Source organism: Streptomyces cyslabdanicus (genome assembly GCF_052663305.1).
In genome coordinates this window covers 236,078-255,551 of record NZ_JBQRUW010000016.1, presented here as the reverse complement: position 1 = coordinate 255,551, position 19,474 = coordinate 236,078, and the positions used below count along the sequence as shown (strand labels likewise).

18 protein-coding genes and 3 pseudogenes are annotated in these 19,474 nt (G+C 71.7%); 12 read left to right on the top strand and 9 right to left on the bottom strand.

What is annotated here, in order from left to right:
* The first annotated feature begins 426 nt into the window (after positions 1-426).
* Positions 427-879: a hypothetical protein gene (locus tag ACTYVM_RS11670; RefSeq protein WP_445525847.1), complete on the top strand. Its 453-nt coding sequence runs from the start codon at positions 427-429 to the stop codon at positions 877-879.
* Positions 880-929: 50 nt separating this feature from the next.
* Here the strand turns inward: ACTYVM_RS11670 and ACTYVM_RS11665 are convergent, their stop codons facing one another.
* The gene (locus tag ACTYVM_RS11665; RefSeq protein WP_445525846.1) at positions 930-1,874 is read right to left on the bottom strand and encodes an amidohydrolase family protein; all 945 of its coding nucleotides are present in this window, start codon (positions 1,872-1,874) and stop codon (positions 930-932) included.
* A gap of 60 nt (positions 1,875-1,934) precedes the next feature.
* On the opposite strand from ACTYVM_RS11665, the gene ACTYVM_RS11660 reads away from it, so the two are divergent.
* Positions 1,935-2,462 carry a MarR family winged helix-turn-helix transcriptional regulator gene (locus ACTYVM_RS11660; RefSeq protein ID WP_445525845.1) on the top strand — a complete coding sequence of 176 codons (528 nt, stop codon included), beginning with the start codon at positions 1,935-1,937 and terminating at the stop codon, positions 2,460-2,462.
* Positions 2,463-2,591: 129 nt separating this feature from the next.
* On the opposite strand, the pseudogene ACTYVM_RS11655 reads toward ACTYVM_RS11660, so the two are convergent.
* From ACTYVM_RS11655 to ACTYVM_RS11640, 4 genes and pseudogenes are all read right to left on the bottom strand, one after another.
* Positions 2,592-2,801: pseudogene (locus tag ACTYVM_RS11655) on the bottom strand (SpoIIE family protein phosphatase); the annotation flags it as partial.
* A 407-nt stretch (positions 2,802-3,208) separates the two neighbouring features.
* Positions 3,209-4,393, bottom strand: coding sequence for a PP2C family protein-serine/threonine phosphatase (locus ACTYVM_RS11650; RefSeq protein WP_445525844.1), 1,185 nt, complete (start codon positions 4,391-4,393; stop codon positions 3,209-3,211).
* Positions 4,394-4,480: 87 nt separating this feature from the next.
* Positions 4,481-5,497 (bottom strand): MASE1 domain-containing protein, encoded by a 1,017-nt coding sequence (locus ACTYVM_RS11645; protein ID WP_445525843.1) that lies wholly within the window; start codon positions 5,495-5,497, stop codon positions 4,481-4,483.
* Between the two features lie 103 nt (positions 5,498-5,600).
* Positions 5,601-5,852 (bottom strand): ATP-binding protein, encoded by a 252-nt coding sequence (locus ACTYVM_RS11640; protein WP_445525842.1) that lies wholly within the window; start codon positions 5,850-5,852, stop codon positions 5,601-5,603.
* A 799-nt stretch (positions 5,853-6,651) separates the two neighbouring features.
* Between ACTYVM_RS11640 and ACTYVM_RS11635 the strand changes: the two genes are divergently transcribed.
* Positions 6,652-7,704, top strand: coding sequence for a PP2C family protein-serine/threonine phosphatase (locus tag ACTYVM_RS11635; RefSeq protein ID WP_445525841.1), 1,053 nt, complete (start codon positions 6,652-6,654; stop codon positions 7,702-7,704).
* Positions 7,705-7,794: 90 nt separating this feature from the next.
* A pseudogene (locus ACTYVM_RS11630) lies at positions 7,795-7,963 on the top strand (SCO6880 family protein); the annotation flags it as partial.
* 66 nt (positions 7,964-8,029) lie between these two features.
* Here the strand turns inward: ACTYVM_RS11630 and ACTYVM_RS11625 are convergent.
* Positions 8,030-9,040 (bottom strand): DUF6397 family protein, encoded by a 1,011-nt coding sequence (locus tag ACTYVM_RS11625; RefSeq protein ID WP_445525840.1) that lies wholly within the window; start codon positions 9,038-9,040, stop codon positions 8,030-8,032.
* Positions 9,041-9,165: 125 nt separating this feature from the next.
* Positions 9,166-9,579: a roadblock/LC7 domain-containing protein gene (locus tag ACTYVM_RS11620; RefSeq protein WP_400029472.1), complete on the bottom strand. Its 414-nt coding sequence runs from the start codon at positions 9,577-9,579 to the stop codon at positions 9,166-9,168.
* 95 nt (positions 9,580-9,674) lie between these two features.
* Here ACTYVM_RS11620 and ACTYVM_RS11615 point away from each other — a divergent pair, with 95 nt between their 5' ends.
* The 4 genes and pseudogenes from ACTYVM_RS11615 to ACTYVM_RS11600 all read left to right on the top strand — a co-directional run.
* The gene (locus tag ACTYVM_RS11615) at positions 9,675-10,103 is read left to right on the top strand and encodes a PPOX class F420-dependent oxidoreductase (RefSeq protein ID WP_445525839.1); all 429 of its coding nucleotides are present in this window, start codon (positions 9,675-9,677) and stop codon (positions 10,101-10,103) included.
* Between the two features lie 184 nt (positions 10,104-10,287).
* Positions 10,288-10,887, top strand: coding sequence for a class I SAM-dependent methyltransferase (locus tag ACTYVM_RS11610; RefSeq protein WP_445525838.1), 600 nt, complete (start codon positions 10,288-10,290; stop codon positions 10,885-10,887).
* A 134-nt stretch (positions 10,888-11,021) separates the two neighbouring features.
* Positions 11,022-11,909: a hypothetical protein gene (locus tag ACTYVM_RS11605; RefSeq protein ID WP_445525837.1), complete on the top strand. Its 888-nt coding sequence runs from the start codon at positions 11,022-11,024 to the stop codon at positions 11,907-11,909.
* 1 nt (position 11,910) lies between these two features.
* A pseudogene (locus ACTYVM_RS11600) lies at positions 11,911-12,357 on the top strand (hypothetical protein); the annotation flags it as partial.
* Here ACTYVM_RS11600 and ACTYVM_RS11595 read toward each other — a convergent pair.
* Together ACTYVM_RS11595 and xylA are read right to left on the bottom strand one after the other, a co-directional pair.
* A complete protein-coding gene (locus ACTYVM_RS11595; RefSeq protein WP_141363527.1) occupies positions 12,332-12,514 on the bottom strand; it encodes a tail-anchor membrane protein in 183 nt (60 codons plus the stop codon). The pseudogene ACTYVM_RS11600 and the gene ACTYVM_RS11595 sit on opposite strands and share 26 nt — an antisense overlap.
* A 255-nt stretch (positions 12,515-12,769) precedes the next feature.
* Positions 12,770-13,936 (bottom strand): xylose isomerase, encoded by a 1,167-nt coding sequence (xylA, locus tag ACTYVM_RS11590; protein WP_445525836.1) that lies wholly within the window; start codon positions 13,934-13,936, stop codon positions 12,770-12,772.
* A 178-nt stretch (positions 13,937-14,114) separates the two neighbouring features.
* Here xylA and xylB point away from each other — a divergent pair, with 178 nt between their 5' ends.
* The 4 genes from xylB (at position 14,115) to ACTYVM_RS11570 (ending at position 19,349) form a co-directional block, all read left to right on the top strand.
* The gene (gene xylB, locus ACTYVM_RS11585) at positions 14,115-15,560 is read left to right on the top strand and encodes a xylulokinase (protein ID WP_445525835.1); all 1,446 of its coding nucleotides are present in this window, start codon (positions 14,115-14,117) and stop codon (positions 15,558-15,560) included.
* A gap of 99 nt (positions 15,561-15,659) precedes the next feature.
* On the top strand, positions 15,660-16,868 hold the full coding sequence (locus tag ACTYVM_RS11580) for an ROK family protein (RefSeq protein ID WP_445525834.1): 1,209 nt from the start codon (positions 15,660-15,662) through the stop codon (positions 16,866-16,868).
* 519 nt (positions 16,869-17,387) lie between these two features.
* Positions 17,388-17,987: an N-acetylmuramoyl-L-alanine amidase gene (locus tag ACTYVM_RS11575; RefSeq protein WP_445525833.1), complete on the top strand. Its 600-nt coding sequence runs from the start codon at positions 17,388-17,390 to the stop codon at positions 17,985-17,987.
* Positions 17,988-18,035: 48 nt separating this feature from the next.
* Entirely contained in the window at positions 18,036-19,349 is a 1,314-nt protein-coding gene (locus ACTYVM_RS11570) for a GAF domain-containing protein (RefSeq protein WP_445525832.1), read from the top strand.
* Positions 19,350-19,474: the final 125 nt, after the last annotated feature.

Sequence of the window (19,474 nt, the reverse complement as noted above, 5' to 3'; positions counted from 1 at the left end):
CGACTTCGTTCCGTGTCCGCAGCCCGGCTCTCTGGTACCTCCATGTTCCCCCTGGACCGGCGAGACCCCGGCTTCACCCTTGTGGGTGGGGAATTTCGGTGAGCAGGGTTTGTCCGGCCGCTGAGTGCGGGGTGGGGAAAATCAAGGCTCTGTCCGCAGTTGCGTGAATCCCCAGGTCAGCGGCGGGGTTGTGGTTCTACAAATGGCGGGATCGTCCGCCGACAGCGCGTGAGGTGCGCCGCCAGCAGCTGGCCATCGGCGCCGACAGCGCCCTGCACGAGACCGTCGACCGCATCATGCTCGACACCGGCCTGGCCCACCTGCCCGCCGTGGACCGTTGACCCGGGCACGGTTGCGACAGGCGACGGCGACACACGCCCACTCCGTCCAGCCCCCCTCTCGCCTCGGCCGTGTGCCGCGCTTGTGATGGGCGGACTGCCGAGACGCGCCGATCGCCGGGCCGAAGAGATCGCGTTGTTCGCTGATGTACTCCGCGAGGGTGCGCGGCGTGCGGCAGGTCAGATATGTCAGACGGCCGGGGTCGACAGGTACCGTGGACGCGCCTCGCAGGGCGGCGCCGAGCGCGGAGACGTGCGAAGCCATGTCGGCATTGACGACACCGTCCGGCTCCGCGGCCGCCTGGGCCTCGAGTTCCTCCCGCCATGCCTGCGCGGATATCCCTTCGGAGCAGACCTCACGGCCCAACTCGGCGGACAGGAAACGGGCCACCTCGGCGTGCGAGGCCATTTCGGATCCGGGCAGAATCTCAAGCGCGGCACCCGAAAATCGCTCTGGGTGGAGGAGAGCGGCCACGGCGAGCTCGGCCGCATCGATACCGGCGATCCACGGCAGGAGGGGCTGTTCCGCAAGGCGGGCTGACCCGCGACCCTGGCTGTGGCCCGAGGTGGGCTTCCGTGCTCCGCCCGTGGTCAGCGGGCGAGGCGGGGGAAGAGGACCTCGGCGTTCTTGCGGTTGATGGCCTCCGCCTGGCCAGGCGCGAAGTCTGGGTACGTCTCGAGGAAGTGGTTGTAGTAGGTGCCGGCCTCCTGCGGGGCGAAGGGCCAGTCGCTGCCGTAGAGGACATGGCCGGGTTCGGCGAAAGCGAGCAGGGCAGGAAGGGCGCTGGGGCTGGCCGACAGGGCGGTGTCGAAGTAGAAGCGCTTCAGGTCGCGCAGGACGTCCTCGGCCTCGCGGTCAGGGTCGACGACGGTGGAGGTCAGTCCGGAGAAGCGGTAGGCGGCGTAGGGGAGGAAGCCGCCGCCGTGCGAGAGGATCACCCGCACGTTCGTGTAGCGGCTCATGACGCCGTTCAGCACCAGGTTGAGGGCGCTGCGCGTGGTGTCGAAGACGTAGTCGGCCAGTGGGGCCGGGGTGCCGGGCAGCAGGGTCATCGGGGGTTGGGCGGGGTGGACGAAGACGGTCGCCGCGCGGCGGTCGAGTTCGGCCCACAGCGGCTCGAAGTCCGGGTCACCGAGGTAGCGCCCATGGGCGTTGGACATCAGCACGACGCCATCGGCGTGCAGGGTGTCCAGCGCGTGCACGGCCTCGGTCATGGCGGCGTCGACGTCGGGCAGCGGAATGCTGGCGAAGTGGCCGAAGCGGTCGGGGTGATCCTTGACGGCCTCGGCGCCGTACTCATTCGCGGCGCGGGCGAGGGCCCGGGCCTGGGCGTCGTCGCCAAGGTGGACGCCGGGAGAGGTGACGGACAGGATGCCGGTGGCGATGTCCTGCTGGTCCATCATGGCGATGGCACTCCTGGGGCTCCAGTCGGGGATGGCCCAGCCGCCGGAGTCGAGGCCCTGCGCGGCGAGAGTCCGGCCCCACACCGGGGGAACCATGTGTTGGTGGACGTCGATGCGAGCAGGAAAGGCCATAGTTACTTCTCCTCCTAATATTTAGCTTGCTAATGCAATCTATTTAGTAAGCTAACAGCTATGAGAGAGACGGGCAAAGCCGAGACTCGCAGCACCCCCGACCCGCACGTGGAGCCCGGTATCGAGCACCTGGCCCAGGCCGCTGATCGGCTCTTCTACGCCATGCGACGCTCACGGTCCGCCACGGTCGGCCGATCCGAAGCCGGCCTTTCCATGTCACAGCTGGCCCTGCTCACCACGCTGACCGAGGACACCGAGGGCGAGGGCGTGCCAGTCAGCCGACTGGCCGCCAACGCCGAGGTCAGCGTCCCCACCGCCACCCGCATGCTGCAGCAGCTGGAAGGCAGGAACGTGGTCACCCGGCGCCGTGCACCGCACGACGAGCGCCAAGTCCTCATCCAACTCACCGAGGAAGGCGCACAACGTCTCGCCGCCATGCAGACCGAGCTGCGCGCACGCCAGTACGCCGCCCTGTCGCAATTCGCGCCGCGAGAGCGGCACGAACTCGCCGCACAGTTGTACCGCCTCGCCGGCGTCATCGGCGAGACCATCCCCGGTGCAGCCGGCTCGGGTCCGGACGATTCCTGATGGAGTGGTCAAGCGGCCTTCGTGACGGACGGTCACGCAGGGGGCCTGCCACGTGGCGGCCCTACGGCTGCGGGTGGCCGACCTGGGCGAGCAGTAGTGTGACGTCGTCGTTGCCTGGGGGGCCATCCGGGCGAGCACGGTCCGGCGGAGGACGTCCAGCGGTCGTGGGGTACTGGTGGTCAACACGCTGCGGAGTTGGGCCAGGCGTTGGTCGAGGTCGGTGCAGCGGGTCTCCACGAGGCCGTCGGTGTAGAGGGCGAGGATGCTGCCTGGGGCCACCGGCACCTCAACCGGGGTGAAGTCGAGGCCGCCCACGCCCAGCGGCGGCCCGGTGGGCAGTTCGCTAATACAGGGTCTGGCTCAGCGAGGCGAGGACTTCGGCCGCTGGTGAGTCCTGGGTCGGAGCCTTGCCGAGCCGCCGCACCGTGATTCCGCCGTTCAGGTCCGTGCCGGGATCGGTGGCAGCGTCGTCGGCGATCGCCGCGATGACGCGGTCACGGCATCGAACGCTTCGGGATGGTCCATGAGGGTGGTCCTGCCCGGGAGCCGGCTGTTCTTTCCACTATCGCGCCATCGGGCCGGGAGGACATACCCGTCCGGAGACGCGGGAAGTCCATGGCCCCAGCACCCCCCACGGGCGAAAGATGATCCGGCGGAGCCCATGAGCGGCTTCGTGTCCGCTGCGGCCCGACCACCAGCGCCTTCACGTGACCGCCGCCGCTCCATGAGGCCGCACCGTGCGGGGTTCAGCCGGGGGAGGCGGGGCGCGGCGAGGGCCGCCCGGTGCTGCCGTGGGTGGGAGCCACGGCGGTGGGTGCCGGCGGGAGGCTGCGTTGGACGGCGACCACGGCGGCGTCGTCGGTCAGATGTCCTCCAACGTGGGCGAGCAGGTCGGCGCGCAGGTGGCGGACCAGTGCCGAGGGTCTGTGGTGCGCCCAGGATGCGGCCCGCTCGGCCAGTGGGTAGAAGGCGCCTCGGCCATCGCGGGCCTCGATCACGCCGTCGGTGTGCAGCAGCAGCACGTCCCCGGGCTCCAAGGGAAAGGTGTCGACGTGGTAGTCGGGGCGGGTCAGCTCGCCCAGGCCCAACGGTGGCGCGGGGTTGGTAGCGCGCAGCGTGGTGGCTTGCCAGTTGCGCAGTAGCAGGGGTGGCGGGTGCCCGCAGGAGACCATCTGCACCATGGGGTGCTCGTCGGGGATGTCGAGGACGGCGGCGGTGATGAAGCACTCCCCGGCTGTCTCGACCTCGGTGGGTTCGGCCAGGTGCCAGCACACACTGTGGTCCAGGTAGGCCGCAAGGTCGGGCAGGCCCGCCTGGCGGTGCGCTGCCTCCCGGAAGGCGCCCAGCAGCAGGGCGGCGTCACTGATCGCGGTCAGGCCCTTGCCCATGACATCACCGATGATCAGCCGGGTGCCCGTGGGCGTGCGGATGGCCGCGTACAGGTCGCCGCCGATCATGGACTGTGCCTGCGCCGCCAGATACATCGACGCAACGCGCAGCGGGCCGAACCGCCGCGGCAGCGGCCGCAGCACCACTCGCTGCGTGGCCTCCGAGACCGTTCGCACCACCGCCAGCTCACGGGCATGCCGCTCCCGCAGAAAGCGGAAGACCGTCACGAGCACCGAAACCACCACCAGGGCGATGATCTGCGACTCGAAGTCCATCTTGCCCAGCATGTGGTTTTCGAGCCCGATGACCAGCATGCCCACCACCGCGACAGCGGCGATCGCCCCGGTGACGAAGGTTGAGGCGAAGGACGCGGCAAGGGCAGGCGCCACGATCAGCAGTGACGGGCCCGTCGGCAAATGGTTCGACGGGGACAGCACATCGGTCAGCACGATGGCCGCGATCAGGCTGAGCGGAAGCGCCAGCAGGACATCACCAGCCTGCCGTGGGGGATGCCAGTGCGCATACTGCTGCCGCCAGCTCACACCTCCTGACTACACCCACCCGCGCGGCCCCGCAGGTGCACGCACAACGAGCTGCGCTGCCGCCGCCACTGCGCATTTCTTGATTCATCACGAAGGTCGAGGCTGCCCGCCGTTCTCCTCCCCGTCGCTCTGGGCGTCGGGAAGCGCTGGCAGGCCGTCGGTGTCCGGCGCGGTTCTCGCCACCATGTCGGCAAGTCGCCTACAGGCCTCTTCGATCTTTGCCTGGGTCTGGTTTCGCTCCGTGACCGCCGCGGCAAGCAGCAGCGCGGTCAGCGCGGCGGCGCCGTTGAACACCTGTAGTGAAATCATGCCGGTGAGCAGCGTGTGACCGGCGAACGGGCCCGTCCTGTGGGTGGCGGCGAGGATGGCGAAGATGGACACGGCCAGCGCGCAGGGCGTGGCTCCCGCGCGCTGGAAGCGGAAGGCCGCCCAGGTCAGCAGCGGGAAGCCGACGAAGAGCAGCGGTGCGCGGGAGGTTTCGAGGAGACCGACACCCATGGTGGCCGCGACAAGCAGTGATCCCTCCGCCCACCCGGATGGTGGTGTGTCCTTCGGCCAATGCGCCGAGCGGAGGACGAGCAGCAGCGGCGTGACCAGCAGGACGCCCATGGCGTCGCCGGTCCACCAGACCCACCACGTGAGCCAGAACCCGCCGGCGGGCAGCGCGTGTGCGAGGCTCAGGGTGCTGCTGCCCACGGTCGCGCTGATGAGCATGCTGGTGAGCCCACCGAGGAAAACCAGCGCGAGCGCGTCCTGGAAGCGGTTCATCCGGGTGCGGAACCCGGTGCGGCGAAGGAGTGCGTAGGCGCAGAGGGGGGCGAGTGTGTTGCCTGCCGTGATGACGAGCGCGGCAGTGGTCGTTGGTCCGAGTGAGATGTCGATCAGGAGGGCGCCCAGCGCGATCCCGGGCCAGACCCGCAGGCCCATCAGGAGCAGGCTCGCCACGGCGATCCCGGTCGGAGGCCAGAGCGGCGTGACCTGACCGCCCATGAACAGTTGGAAAAGCCCCAACTTGCCGGAGACCCAGTACAGCACGGCAACGGCGCCGATCTGCAGGGCCGCCCTGCCACCGCTCCGGAGCTCGTCGCGGCTCGCCACAGTCATCGGGAAGTCTTCCCCCTCGGCCTTCCCAGCTCGGCGTCCCAACGCGCCAGCAGGTCAGGGTGGGGCGACGGCTCCGCGCCTTCCCCTTCATTGCCCACTGCCATCACGATCGCCCGCTGGATTGGTGCTCGCTCTCGGTGACCTTCGGCCGGTGGGAGTCGGTGCAGGTCTGGATCGGCATGCCCTTGAAGGTGAGCCGGTCGGCGGTCGCTGCGCACAGACGAGGAGCTGTGAAGATCTTGCCCCACTCGAGGAAGGCGGCGTTGGAAGCCACTGCGGTGCCCTTGCGCTCCTCCCGCTCGGTGAGGATCTGGAACAGCAACTTGGCCCACTTCCTGTTCGTGCAGCCACTCACGCGAGCGGTTCTCCTCGGCCGCCTCCTGACACGACCGTGATCAAACAAGACCACAGGGTGACCCGGCCAGACAGCCCAGCAAGCGCATTACTCCAGGGGCGGCACGTCGCAGCCGGACGAATCCGGGCGGCTCCCCATCTCGCCGCTCCAGCGGCTCCCGTTCAACCTGTCGGAAACACCCCGGTCGTGCTGCCCGCGCCCCGTTCGGCCGCCGTCGCCCCGACCCCGGAGCTGGAGCCGGAGTGCGCGGACGTCGACGAGGGCCAGAATCCGGTCCCTCGAGGACCTGCCCCGCGAGCAGGTGCTGGACTGGCGCAACCGCGCCGCGCACGACCACCAGATCATGCGGGTCTTCCGATGGGGCGGGCGGGTTCAGCCCCGGAGAACGCAGGGCGATGCTTCCGGCGGGTGTCCATCGCGAAGTCCGGGTGCCAGAGGCCCGTGCCCACGGGCCAGTAGTGCGTGCCGCACCGGCCTGTGCGGCACGCGGCGGGACCTACCCGCTCGCGACAGCTTGACCGCCAGACGGGGCGGAATGAACTCCGCTGACCTTCTGCACACCTTCCGCATCGATCTTGTCGCCAAGCGACACGGTGACCTGGTGACACCTACGCGTCAGCACCGCTCACCGGGTTGTTCGTAGGCTACGGACGAACAGCGATAAAATTGTCTAAATCGGTGGCCTGGCTTCCTAGGCTGCTGCTCGACCTGTGCGACCCTCGGGAGCGGCACGGTGGCGAGGTCTCCTGAGGAACGCGGAGTCACGCACGGCGCTGGTGCGCGGGGCAGGTTGCTGCCCATGCTCCCTGCTCTGCTGCTGTTCATCGGCCTGTTCGTCGGCCTCTCCACACCCCGCGAAGTCAGGCCGGACGCCTTCCTCGCCACGGCCATGGTTTCTGCCGCCGCGCTGCTGCCCCTGTGGGGGACCCTACTCATCGGAGTGGGCGCGTGCGCCATCACTGTCGGCCTGATGGCGGACTTCAATGCGCTGCGGGATGCGACCGCCTACTCCGAGCTGGCCGCCCTCGCGGCGATTGCGGCATTCGCCGTCTTCTTCAACCGCCTGCTCGACCGACGCGCCCATCAGCTGGTTCAGGTCCGCTCAGTGGCCGAGAGCGCCCAGCTGGCAGTGCTGCATCCAGTACCGCCACGCCTCGGGCACGTCACGCTCGAGAGCCTGTACCTGGCCGCCGCGGCAGAAGCCCAGATCGGTGGCGACCTGTACGAGGCGATACGCACCCCGCACGGCGTACGGCTGCTGATCGGTGACGTACGCGGCAAGGGCCTGCTCGCGATCCAGATGGCCGCGACGCTGCTCAGCGCCTTCCGCGAGTCCGCCCACGACGCCCCCGACCTGCCCCACCTCGCGCGCCGCCTGGAAACGAGCGTGAGCCGCCATGCTTCCCAGTACCCGGGGGTCCCGGGCTCGGAGATCACTGAACGTTTCATCACCGCTCTCCTCGCCGAGATCCCGGACGATGAACCAGTCGTCCGGACCGTCACCTGCGGCCACCCGCCCCCGCTGCTGCTGCACCACGGCGAGGTCCGGGAGTTGCAGCCCGCTGCTCCCTCGCCGCCGCTCAACCTGGGCATGCTGGTGAGCGACGGGTACCACGTCGACCTCGCCCCCTTCGGCCCCGGAGACCGGCTCCTGCTGTACACCGACGGGGTCACGGAGACCCGCGACCACTCCGGCGCGTTCTACCCCCTCGCCGAACGCATCCGCTCATGGAGCGGCGAGGCGCCCCACCAGCTCCTCGACCATCTCCACCGCGACCTGATCGCCTACAGCGGCGGCGAACTCGACGACGACATCGCTGCCCTCCTCGCCCGGCGGCGCCCAAGCCTCTGAGCGTGAGGTGAGGCTCTGACCTGCGCAGGTGCGCCGGAACTCGTTCGAGAGGCCTGAAGCCGGGGCGCCCTCGCATGCCACCAACAGGGTGCCTCGCTCACGCAGTCGCTGCACATCGCCACCGTTCAGGTGCTGGAGCGCACCGTCTGCTCAGAACTGGTCGCCTCGGCCGACCCCGCCGCCGCACCGCACGAGACCTACCTCGCCATCTCCCTCGACCTCAAGGCCGCCCGGCGCCTGAAGCCAGGCCGGCGGCGGGCCGCGCGATGTAGGCCGGACGCTCTCCGCGGTGGTCCGGCGGGCGGTCCGGGACCGCGGTCGCGACTCACGTGGTTCCGCGGAAGAGCCTGCCCAGCAGGCCGCGTGACAGCCGGGAGGTCGCAGCCGGCTGGAGTCGTTCGCAGTGCCCGAGGGCGGGCGGGCGCCGGCGCCGTGCCGGGTGCGGGTGTGAATCCGCGTGCCGGTGTGAGTCCGGGTGCGGACGGGGGTCCGGGTGCGGACGGGGGTCCGGGTGCCGCGAAGCAGGGCGGGACGCGGGACAGTGGGTTCGCGCCTCCCGCACCGCCCGTGCCAGGTCGGCACGGAGCAGGTCGATCTCGTCGGGGTCCTGCGCCGTCGTGATCCGCTCGGTCAGATGGGCGGCCGGCGAGCCGGGGGTGCCATGGGCGGGCGGCGGCGGCCGGAGGCGGCTCAGGTGGGCGCGCTCGTAGGGGTCCTTGACGATCTCGGAGATCCGGACCGGGTCGAGCAACGAGGCCACGACACCCGCGCGCTCCCACGGGTCCCCGGCCTGACTCAGCAGGAAGCCCAGGTGCCGCCCGCGCCAGTTCTGGGGGCGCAGGTCCAGGCCGGTGTCCAGTTGGCCTCGCAGTGTCTCCGGCAAGGGCCGGTTGAGCAGCTGGGCGTGCTTCGCGTCGGCGGCGAACTCCGCCAGTTCGTCGGCCAGGTAGCGCCAGACGACGGTCCTGTAGCGGTTGAGGTGGACGGTGACCGGAACCAGGAGACCCAGTCTGGCCAGACGGGTGAAGCGGGCTGCGGTCACTTCCATGATCGCCGAGCCCTCCCTGGTGCCCACGGTCGCCACCCGCTTCCGCAGCGCCTCCGGAAAGCCCTCCTGACCGCGCAGCCGTTCGACCTCGGCGCGGTCGACCTGCCGTCCGCCTCCCGCCTCAGCGGGACGGGTGCGGATGTGCCCGAGGTGCACGGCCAGATCGAACTCGCTGCGTTTGAGACCCAGTTCGCGGGCCGCCCGGCTCTGCGAGAAGGGCGCTGGGCCCGTGGTGGCGGCCGTACGGGAAGTTGATGTGACCTCATGTGTGACGGTGTTGCCGGACATACTCGTCTCCCCCGTGGAGTGTCGGGATCGCGCTGTTCGCGCTCACCTGCCAAAAAGGTAGCCGGTGGCGGGAATCGGCGGCCCGACCCTGTGGACAACTCTGGAGGGAGTGACGAAAGGGCAGGTCAGAGGTCTGTCGACGACGTCTCTTCAGGCCGGCGGGCATCCACGTCGAGGTGTTCGCCGACCCGGTTGACGAGCAGGGTCATCTCGTAGGCGATCTGGCCTATGTCAACCTCCGCTCCGCTGAGGACGCACAGGCAACTGCCCGCGCCCGCGGCCGTGACGAACAGCACCGCGTCGTCGAACTCGACCATCGTCTGGCGCACCCCGCCCGCACCGAAGTGGCGTCCCGAGCCCTTGGCCAGGCTGTGCAGACCGGACGAGACGGCCGCGAGATGTTCCGCGTCCTCGCGGCGCAGTCCCGTGCTCGTCCCCGTCACCAGCCCGTCGGTGGACAGGACCAGGGCGTGGCGTACGTGTTCCACGCGTTGGGTCAGATCGTCGAGCAGCCAGCTCAGTGTCTGGTTCTGCGTCATGATGCGGTCTCCCCGTGTGATCTCTTCCCCCTTGGCCGGAGGGTCTGCCGCCAGCCTTCCCCACCCTCGCTGTCCCGGCAAGGAGGATGGGCGTCATGGCACAGAAGATGACCGACGAGGAATGGCGGGCATTCGTCTCGTACGGCACCCGCACCGGCAAGCTGTCCACCGTACGGGCCGACGGGAGCCCCCATGTCGCGCCGATCTGGTTCCTGCTCGACGGCGACGACGTGGTGTTCAACACCGGCAAGGAGACCGCGAAGGGGCGCAATCTTGCCCGTGACGACCGGGTCGCCCTGTGCGTGGACGACGATCGGCCGCCGTTCACGTTCGTGGTGCTGCAGGGCCGTGCCCGGCTGTCGGAGGATCTCGACGACCTCCGGCAGTGGGCCACCCGCATCGGCAGCCGCTACATGGGCGAGGAACGCGGCGAGGAGTTCGGAGCCCGCAACGGCGTGCCGGGCGAATTCCTGGTCCGGGTCAGGGTCGACAAGGTGGTGGCGATGAAGGACGTCGCGGACTGATCCGTCCTCCGCGGGCTCCCGCACGTCCGGACGTACACGGCCGGACGCGTTCGGCCCGTGGGGTCGAGCAGCCGGGTGGCGCGATCCCGCGATCCGCCCGGCGCACTCGACCAGCCGGACGACCGTCAAGGCGACCATCCACTTCCCCGGTGTCCCTCCGCCCCGGTGAGGGATCATGCGGTACATGAGCGACGACCACACACACGTCCAGGAGTTCTTCACCGCCCGCGCCGCCGACTGGGACAGCCGCTTCCCGGACGACGGTCCCGCCTATGCGGCCGCGGTCGCCGAGCTGGGGCTGCGCGAGGGCGACCGGGTCCTCGACGCGGGCTGCGGCACCGGGCGCGCCCTGCCCCCGCTGCGGGCGGCCGTGGGCGCGCCGGGCGTCGTCGTGGGCGCGGATCTGACGTGGGCCATGCTGGAAGCGGCCGTACAGGCGGGACGGGACCATGAGGGGCTGCTGCTGCTCGCCGATGTCGGCGCGCTGCCGCTCGTGTCGGGGTCGTTCGACGCCGTCTTCGCCGCGGGCCTCATAGCGCACCTGCCTCATCCCACGGAGAACCTGCGCGAGTTGCGGCGCGTGGTACGTCCCGGGGGCACTCTGGCGCTCTTCCATCCGATCGGCCGTGCGGCGCTCGCGGCGCGCCAGGGCCGGCAGATCACGCCGGACGACCTGCGCGCGGAACCCAACCTCCGGCCGCTGCTCTCCGGTTCGGGATGGCGTATGACGTCCTACGTCGACGAGGACGCACGCTTCCTGGCGCTGGCCGTACGCGAGGCCTGAACACCGTACGCCCTCACGGGTCTCACGGCCTCCGGGTGGAGAACCGCAGGTCCAGGTGCGCACGGGAGTCGTGACAACGGCCTTCTGCTCGCACTAGGGTGCGCGCCGTTGGACGAACCGATGGGGAGGCTGGAATGGCCGGGACGGACGAGGAGGTCGCCGTCGAGGACGACGCTCTCTATGTGCTCACTGCGGTACTGCTGACGCCCGCGCAGTTCCCGAGCGTTCTGGGCGACGACTACCCGGAGGCCTGCTCGGCGCTCGGCCTCGCACCGCTCGCCGACGGCTACGGCCTTGTGCTCGGTCAGGACGGCGACGGGGCGCGGTGGACGGTCGTCGTCGACGATGTGTCGCTGGTCGCCGTGGCCATCGCGTCCTGGGACTGCGGCATGGAGTACGACCTGTCGCCCGACGAGCGCACGGTCGTCGCCGCCCTGCCGGGCTGGCCCCTGGCCCTCGCCGTGGCGGCTCCGGGCGTGCCCGCGCCGCACGACCCGGACCCGGAGCCCTCGGACGGGCCCGCGCTGTCCCCGCCCGACACCAGCGTCTGGGGACCGGCCCAGCGCCGTCTGGGCGCCGACGAGATCGCACTGCAGTGGGCGGTATGGCGCGAGCAGATCGACGACGCGGACTTCCTCACCGCTCCCACGGGCAGGGCCGGGGCCCGGGCCGGGAACGACGGCGATCCGCCGAGCGCGTCGACCGACGGAAGCGGCGAACCGCCGGACGGGACGGGTGGCAAGGCTTCCCCGAGCCACAGCGGCGTCCGCCGCGCCCTGGCGGAGGCACGCGCGTACGTGGACACGCCGCCGCCCCTGGGCCGGGTCCGGTCGTCCTTCGCGCCCGGCGACGCGCGCACCCTGCGGGCCGACGGTCCCGGCTGGTCGATGGTGGCCCGCACCGACGACATCGCCTTCGTGCTCCTCGACGACGAGCCCGGCGAAGTTCTGCCCATCGGCCGGGGGCCGGAGCTGCCGGGGCTGCTGGAAGCCCTCGACAAGCTGGCGGTACGCCCCCTCTGAAAACGGCGGCTACCTCACGCGCCGGCAGCTCGAACACCGTCCGGAGCTGTACGACGGCGTCGTGGACTGGGAGGGGCGCTGTGGACGGCCGACGGCCCGAACCTGCTCACCTCGCTGCCCACGGCGGTCGCCCGGACCCTGGGCTCGGCCGACGAGGCGGACCTGTACGCTCCTGGCGCCGTGCGCCTCGGACGCGGTGTACGGCTACGCCGCCCTTCCCCGTCCGTGCATCGCGCCATGACCCGCGTGGCCCTGACCGGACGGATCGGCAAACCCCTGATCACGTTGCACGGCGATCTGGACGCGCTGCCGCCCCGTGCGGCGAGTCCGGCCGCCCGCGGACCGGACCGTCGGCAGGCCCGCGAGCGGCGATGTGGTCGACTCCTGCGCCCTGGGCGGGGACGCGCAGGGGCGGTGGTGCTTCAGCGGCCGAGCTCCTTGCGGGTGACGCGGCGCAGCCGGCGCCGCTGCGAGGGGTCCAGGGCGAGATACGCGGCGGCCGGGACTCCGAGCACTATCAGGACGGCGGCCCACCAGGGCAGCCAGATCAGCAGGATGAGTCCGACCGCAACTCCCCCTGCGGCGATCTTCGCGTTCTTCGACATCTGTCGCCTCCTTCGCGGCCACTGCCGCTCTCTGTCGTGAGAACGGGCCCGGGCCCCCAGCGGTTCCGGACCGCGACCCTGAGACGTCCCTGAGGCGCACCCCTACTGGTCACGCCGGGCCACGCTCTTCGGCTTCGCGCGAAGTCCCCGGTTCCGCGCCCTGGAGCGGCCCTTCCGTGCGGTGGCCAACGCCACCGCACGGAAGGCCCCACCAGCGCACACACGGGTACGCCTCGGTGGGAGGACGCCCCCGTGTCAGCCGCGTGCCGCCAGCAGGTGGTCCATCGCGAGCTGGTCGAGCCGCTCGAAGGCCATCCCGCGAGCGGCCGCCGCCTCGACGTCGAAATCCTCGAAGGCCGAGCGGTCGGCGAGCAGGGCCTCCAGGCCGTCCGCCGCCGTGGGCTGCGCCAGCTGGTCGAGCCGGGCGGCCCGCAGGGCCTCCTGAACCTCGGGGTCGGCCCGGAAGGCGGCCGCACGGTCCTTGAGGATGAGGTAGTTGCGCATGCAGCCGGCGGCCGAGGCCCACACGCCGTCCAGGTCCTCGGTCCGCGGCGGCTTGAAGTCGAAGTGGCGCGGGCCCTCGTAGCCGGCGGTCTCCAGCAGGTCGACCAGCCAGAACGCGGAGCGCAGGTCACCGGCGCCGAAGCGCAGGTCCTGGTCGTACTTGATGCCGGACTGGCCGTTGAGGTCGATGTGGAAGAGCTTGCCCGCCCACAGCGCCTGGGCGATGCCGTGCGGGAAGTTGAGCCCGGCCATCTGCTCGTGGCCGACCTCGGGGTTGACGCCGTACAGCTCCGGGCGCTCCAGGCGCTCGATGAACGCGAGCGCGTGGCCGACGGTGGGCAGCAGGATGTCGCCGCGCGGCTCGTTCGGCTTGGGCTCGATGGCGAAGCGGATGTCGTAGCCCTGGGAGGTGACGTACTCGCCGAGGAGGTCGAAGGCCTCCTTCATGCGGTCCAGAGCGTCCCGCACGTCCTTGGCGGCGCCGGACTCCGCGCCTTCGCGGCCGCCCCAGGCGACGTACGTCTTCGCGCCCAGTTCGACGGCCAGGTCGATGTTGCGGATCGTCTTGCGCAGCGCGTAGCGGCGGACGTCGCGGTCGTTGGCCGTGAACGCGCCGTCCTTGAAGACGGGGTGGGTGAAGAGGTTCGTGGTGGCCATCGGCACGGTCATGCCGGTCGCGTCGAGCGCCTGCCGGAAGCGCTTGATGTGCGACTCGCGCTCGGGGTCGGAGGCCCCGAAGGGGATCAGGTCGTCGTCGTGGAAGGTCACGCCGTGTGCGCCGAGTTCGGCCAGGCGCTGCACCGTCTCGACCGGGTCGAGGGCGCGGCGCGTGGCGTCGCCGAACGGGTCCCGTCCCTGCCAGCCGACGGTCCACAGGCCGAAGGTGAACCTGTCCTCGGGGGTGGGCTGGTAGCTCATGCCGCGGCTCCTTGCTCGCTTGCGACTATTTCGTCATGGCGATTTACAAATTAGTATGCCGACGCATCCCTGGGAAGGGAACAGGGGCCCCGACCGGGACATCACCCGCGTCGCCGGGCCGTGTACACCATGAGAAGCGCAGGTCAGATCCCGCGAGCCGCGGAAAGAGGGAGAGCCGATGTCAGCAGCCGAGGGTCCGCTCGTCGTCGGTGTGGACTCGTCCACGCAGTCCACCAAGGTGCTCGTCGTCGACACGGCGACCGGGCGGGTCGTGGCGAGCGGTCAGGCGCCGCACACCGTCTCGTCCGGCGACGGCCGCGAGAGCGACCCGCGCCAGTGGTGGGACGCTCTGTGCGAGGCGCTGCACCAGTGCGGGGAGGCGGCCCACGAGGCCGCCGCCGTGTCGATCGCCGGCCAGCAGCACGGACTCGTCACCCTGGACGCCCAGGGCGCCCCGGTGCGACCGGCCCTGCTGTGGAACGACGTGCGCTCGGCCCCGCAGGCCCGCCGTCTGGTCGAGGAACTGGGCGGTCCGAAGGCCTGGGCGGAGCGCACCGGCAGCGTGCCGGGAGCCTCCTTCACGGTCACGAAGTGGGCCTGGCTGGCCGAGCACGAGCCGGAGGCCGCACGGTCGACGGCGGCGGTGCGCCTGCCGCACGACTACCTCACCCAGCATCTGACGGGCGAGGGCACGACCGACCGCTCGGACGCCTCGGGTACGGGCTGGTGGGCGTCCACGACCGAGGCCTACGACGAGGAGATCCTCGCCCACGTGGGGCTCGACCCGGCGCTGCTTCCCCGACTGGTGCGCCCCGGCGGGGTGGCGGGGACCGTACGCGACAGCCACGACCTGCCGTTCTCCAAGGGCACGCTGGTGGCGGCCGGCACCGGTGACAACGCCGCCGCCGCGCTGGGCCTCGGGCTCCGCCCGGGAACACCGGTGCTGAGCCTCGGCACCTCCGGCACGGTGTACGCGGTGTCGCGCCACCGGGCCGCCGACCCGTCGGGAACGGTGGCGGGTTTCGCCGACGCGCGCGGTGACTGGCTGCCGCTGGCCTGCACTCTCAACTGCACTCTCGCCGTCGACCGGGTCGCCGCCCTGCTCGGTCGGGATCGCGAGGCGGTGGAGCCTGGTACGTCCGTCACCCTGCTCCCCTACCTGGACGGCGAACGCACCCCGAATCTGCCGAACGCCTCGGGGCTGCTGCACGGGCTGCGCCACGACACCACAGCCGGACAACTACTGCAGGCCGCCTACGACGGCGCCGTGCACGCCCTGCTCGGCGCACTGGACCTGGTGCTCGACCAGGACGCCGACCGCAGCACCCCGCTGCTGCTGATCGGCGGCGGCGCCCGGGGCACGGCCTGGCAGCAGACCGTACGGCGCCTGTCCGGACGGCCGGTACAGATCCCCGAGGCCCGAGAGCTGGTCGCACTGGGCGCCGCGGCGCAGGCCGCGGGGCTGCTCACCGGCGAGGACCCGGCCGCGGTCGCCCGCCGCTGGCGGACGGCCGACGGCCCGGTGCTGGACGCGGTGGAACGCGACGAGACGACCTTGAACCGGATCTCCGGGGTACTCTCCGATGCGGCACCGCTGCTGGAGCGCGGGACGCGGACCCCCTGACGGACACCTGCTGACGGGCGGCCGCCCGACGGCCGCCCGCCCGCGCCGAACCGTTCGGCGCAAGACCGCCGGCGGACACCGACCGAGGACGACGGAGGCATGACCGCACCGCTGCACGAGGCCCGCCCGGCCGGTCCGGGGCGCGCACTGCCCGACACCCAGCAGGGCATGCGCCGCCGCAACCTCGCCCGGGTCATGCACACCGTCCGCGCCGAGGGGCCGCTGTCGCGGGCGGCGGTCGCCTCACGCATCGGACTGACCCGTGCCGCGGTGTCGACCCTCGTCGACGAACTCGTCCGGACCGGACTGCTGGAGGAGCTGGGACCCGAGCGGCCCGGCCGGGTGGGCCGCCCCGGTTCGGCCCTGGCCGTCAGCGGACACGGCCCCGCCGGGGTGGGCGCGGAGGTCGGGGTCGACCACCTCGCGGCCTGCGTGGTCGACCTGCGCGGCCAGGTACGGGCACGGGCCGTGCGCCACGGAACGAACAGGGGCCGCTCCCCCGAACCCGTGACGAGCGAACTCACCGCGCTGATACGTCAGGTCGTCGCCGAGGCGGAGCGGCAGGACCTGTGGCCCGCGGGGCTCTCGGTCGCGGTGCCCGGCCTGGTCGCGCGGGACGGCCGCACGGTCGTGCGAGCTCCCAACCTCGACTGGAACGACACCGACCTCGGCGCCCTGCTGCCGCCCGGCCTGCCCCTGACGGTGGACAACGAGGCGAACTTCGGCGGGCTCGCGGAGCTCTGGCTCGGCGAGGACACGCCGCGTGACTTCCTGCATGTGTCGGCGGAGATCGGCATCGGCGCCGCCATGGTGGTCGACGGGCGGCTGCTGCGCGGAACGCGTAGTTTCGCGGGCGAGCTGGGGCACGTGCCGGTAGAACCGGAGGGGCCCGCGTGCCCCTGCGGCGGGCGTGGCTGCCTGGAGCAGTACGCGGGAGAGGAAGCCGTGCTGCGGGCCGCGGGTCTGGAGCCGGGCGAAGGCCGCGTCGGGCTGCTGGCCGCCCGCGCCGCCGAAGGCGACGAGAACGTACGGCGGGCCCTGCGCGACGCCGGCAGGGCGCTGGGCGTCGCGCTGACCGGGGCCGTCAATCTGCTCGACCCGCAAAGCGTCGTGCTGGGCGGCGCCCTGGCCGCCCTCGCGCCCTGGCTCCTGCCCTCCCTGGAGACCGAGTTGGCGAGCCGGACCGCGGGGCCCGCCTGTCCGGTGTCCGTGTCCCGGCTGGGCCCCGAGGGGCCGCTGCTGGGTGCCGCCCACGCGGTGGTGCGGGCAGTCCTCGACGACCCGGCGGCGGTGGCCGAACACGCCTGACCGCAGGCCCGCTTCACCCGGTCGTGTGGCGGAGTTGTCCACAACTTCCCGGGAGTCCACCGAACCCCACCGGGCCCTTCTGCCCAACCCACGAGCGCCGTACCGTGATTCACGCGAGGTACCGCCGTCGAGTCGGGTCGACAGCGGACCTCCGGTGGACGAAGGGGTTCACATGACGGGGGAAACACCGACTGTCCCGGACACGCACGTCCTGCCCGCCGGCCCGGCACACCGGCCGGTGGACGCGTTCCGGATATCGCGGCTCGATCCGTGAAGTGACTCCCACGCGGCCATTGTTCGGCACGCCGGACGCCGGCCGGTCGGCCACCCGGGCCAATGAGCCTCGTTGGCCGATCCGTGTGACACCGACCCCGCGTGCGCGGCCAAGCTCCGCGAGGAGCGGCCGTCGCTGAGCGAAACTCACCGCGGACCGCACGACCCCACCGCCCGCCGACGTCCCACCCCACCTCCCCACGGACACCCGCACAACAACTCCCCCCCGCAGAAAGGCCACCGCCCATGGACCGGGCACGACCTCTCCCCAGCCGACGAATCCTGCTCAAGGGTGCCGTCCTGGCCGCCGTCCCCTACGCCTTACTGCCCACCACACAGGCCGGCGCGCGCCCCCAGGCGGTCGACTACCCGGAGGCCGAGTGGCAGCCGGCGAGCAGCTCCAACTACACGGCGTCCAGCCGGCCCACGACCTACGCGGTGGACCGGGTGGTCATCCACGTCACCCAGGAGGCGTACGGCAGCACCCTGGCGATCTTCCAAAATCCGCAGAAGGGGGTGTCCGCGCACTATCTCGTCCGGTCCGCCGACGGACACGTCGCGCAGTGCGTCTCCGAGTCGGACGTCGCCTGGCACGCCGGGAACTGGGACTACAACACCCGCAGCGTCGGCATCGAACACGAGGGCTGGGTGGACGAGCCCGACTACTTCACCAACGCCCTGTACGAGGAGTCGGCCGGGCTCACCGCGGCGATCTGCGACAGATACCGCATCCCCAAGGACCGCGCGCACATCATCGGGCACTATGAAGTACCGGGCACGGACCACACCGACCCCGGACCCAACTGGGACTGGGAGCGTTACATCAGACTGGTGAACTTCGCCTGACGGCGAGCCCGGGCGAAGAGGTTGCCCGGTCGCCCACCGGGAGTGACGATGTCCGCAGCCGCATCGCCGTCCGGGGAGGCCGCTTTGACCGATCCGTGGGTGGCCCTGGAGCCGGGAGCCGACCCTGCCGAGCGCGTTCGGGCCCTGCGCCGAGCGCACGAGACGTTCACCGCGGTGGGCGCGGTGCCGCGCCCGGTGCGTCCCGTGGTGGCCGACTCGTGGCGGCGTTCCGCGCGGGCGGGTGTCGGGCCCGACGGCACGGCGAGCGTGGAACTCGCCGACGGCGACCTCGGCACCTACCGGGCGGAGCATCCGCTGGCGTCGGTGATGCCGCTGTTCCGTGAGCTGCTGGGCACGTTCGCCGCTGACGGGGAGCATCTGCTCGCGGTGTGCGACGCGCACGGCAGGCTGCTGTGGGTCGAGGGGCATCCGGAAACGCGGCGCAAGGCGGACCGGATGAACTTCGTACCGGGCGCACGCTGGTCGGAGTCCGCCGTCGGGACGAACGCGCCGGGCACGGCGGTCGCCCTGGACCGCCCGGTGCAGGTGTTCGCGGCCGAGCACTTCATCCGGCGCGTCCAGCCCTGGACGTGCGCGGCGGCCCCGGTGCACGATCCGCGCACGGGACAGGTGCTCGGCGCGGTGGACATCACCGGTGGGGACGGGCTCGCCCATCCGCACAGCCTCGGTTTCGTGCGGGCGGTGGCGCGGGCCGCCGAGTCCGAGCTGGCGCTGCTCGCCCCGCGCCGGCCTGCCCCCGACACGGCCGAGCTGACCGCGCTCGGCCGGGACGAGGCCCGGCTCGTGGTCGGCGGCCGCGGTGTCCGGCTGAGCCGCCGGCACAGCGAGATCCTGGTGCTGCTGGCCCGTCATCCGGAGGGTCTGACCGGGGACGAGCTGCTGTGCGCGCTGTACGAGGACGAGTCGGTGACGCCGGTGACGCTTCGGGCCGAGCTGGCCCGGCTGCGCAGGGTGCTCGACCCGGGTCTGCTCGTCTCACGCCCGTACCGGCTGAGCGTTCCGGTCGGCTCGGACGTCGCGGCGGTCCAGCGCCGTCTGGAGACGGGGGCGGTCGCGGCGGCCGCCGCGGCGTACTCCGGTCCGCTGTTGCCCGGCTCGCAGGCTCCCGCGGTGGTGCGGCTGCGGCAGCGTCTCGCCGACGGGATGCGCAACGCGCTGATCGCCCGTCGCGACCCCGACCTGCTGGCCGACTGGGCGCACGCGCCGTGGGGTGAGGACGACCTGGACGTGTGGCGGGCCCTCGTCAGCGTGCTGCCGACCGCGATGGCCCGGGCCCGGCTCGCCGCGCTCGAGGCGGAGTTGGCGGCGCCGCCCGGCTGGTCCCGTCCGGCTCCCCGCTGACGGCCCCGGGCCCGACACCGCCCATCGGCGGCCCGCGCCGCAACGTCCTTGCAACGTCGGGGTGCCTAGCCTCGCGCCGACAGCTGCCCAACGGCGGGCAGCGCTGCTGAGGGAGGCAGACCAGG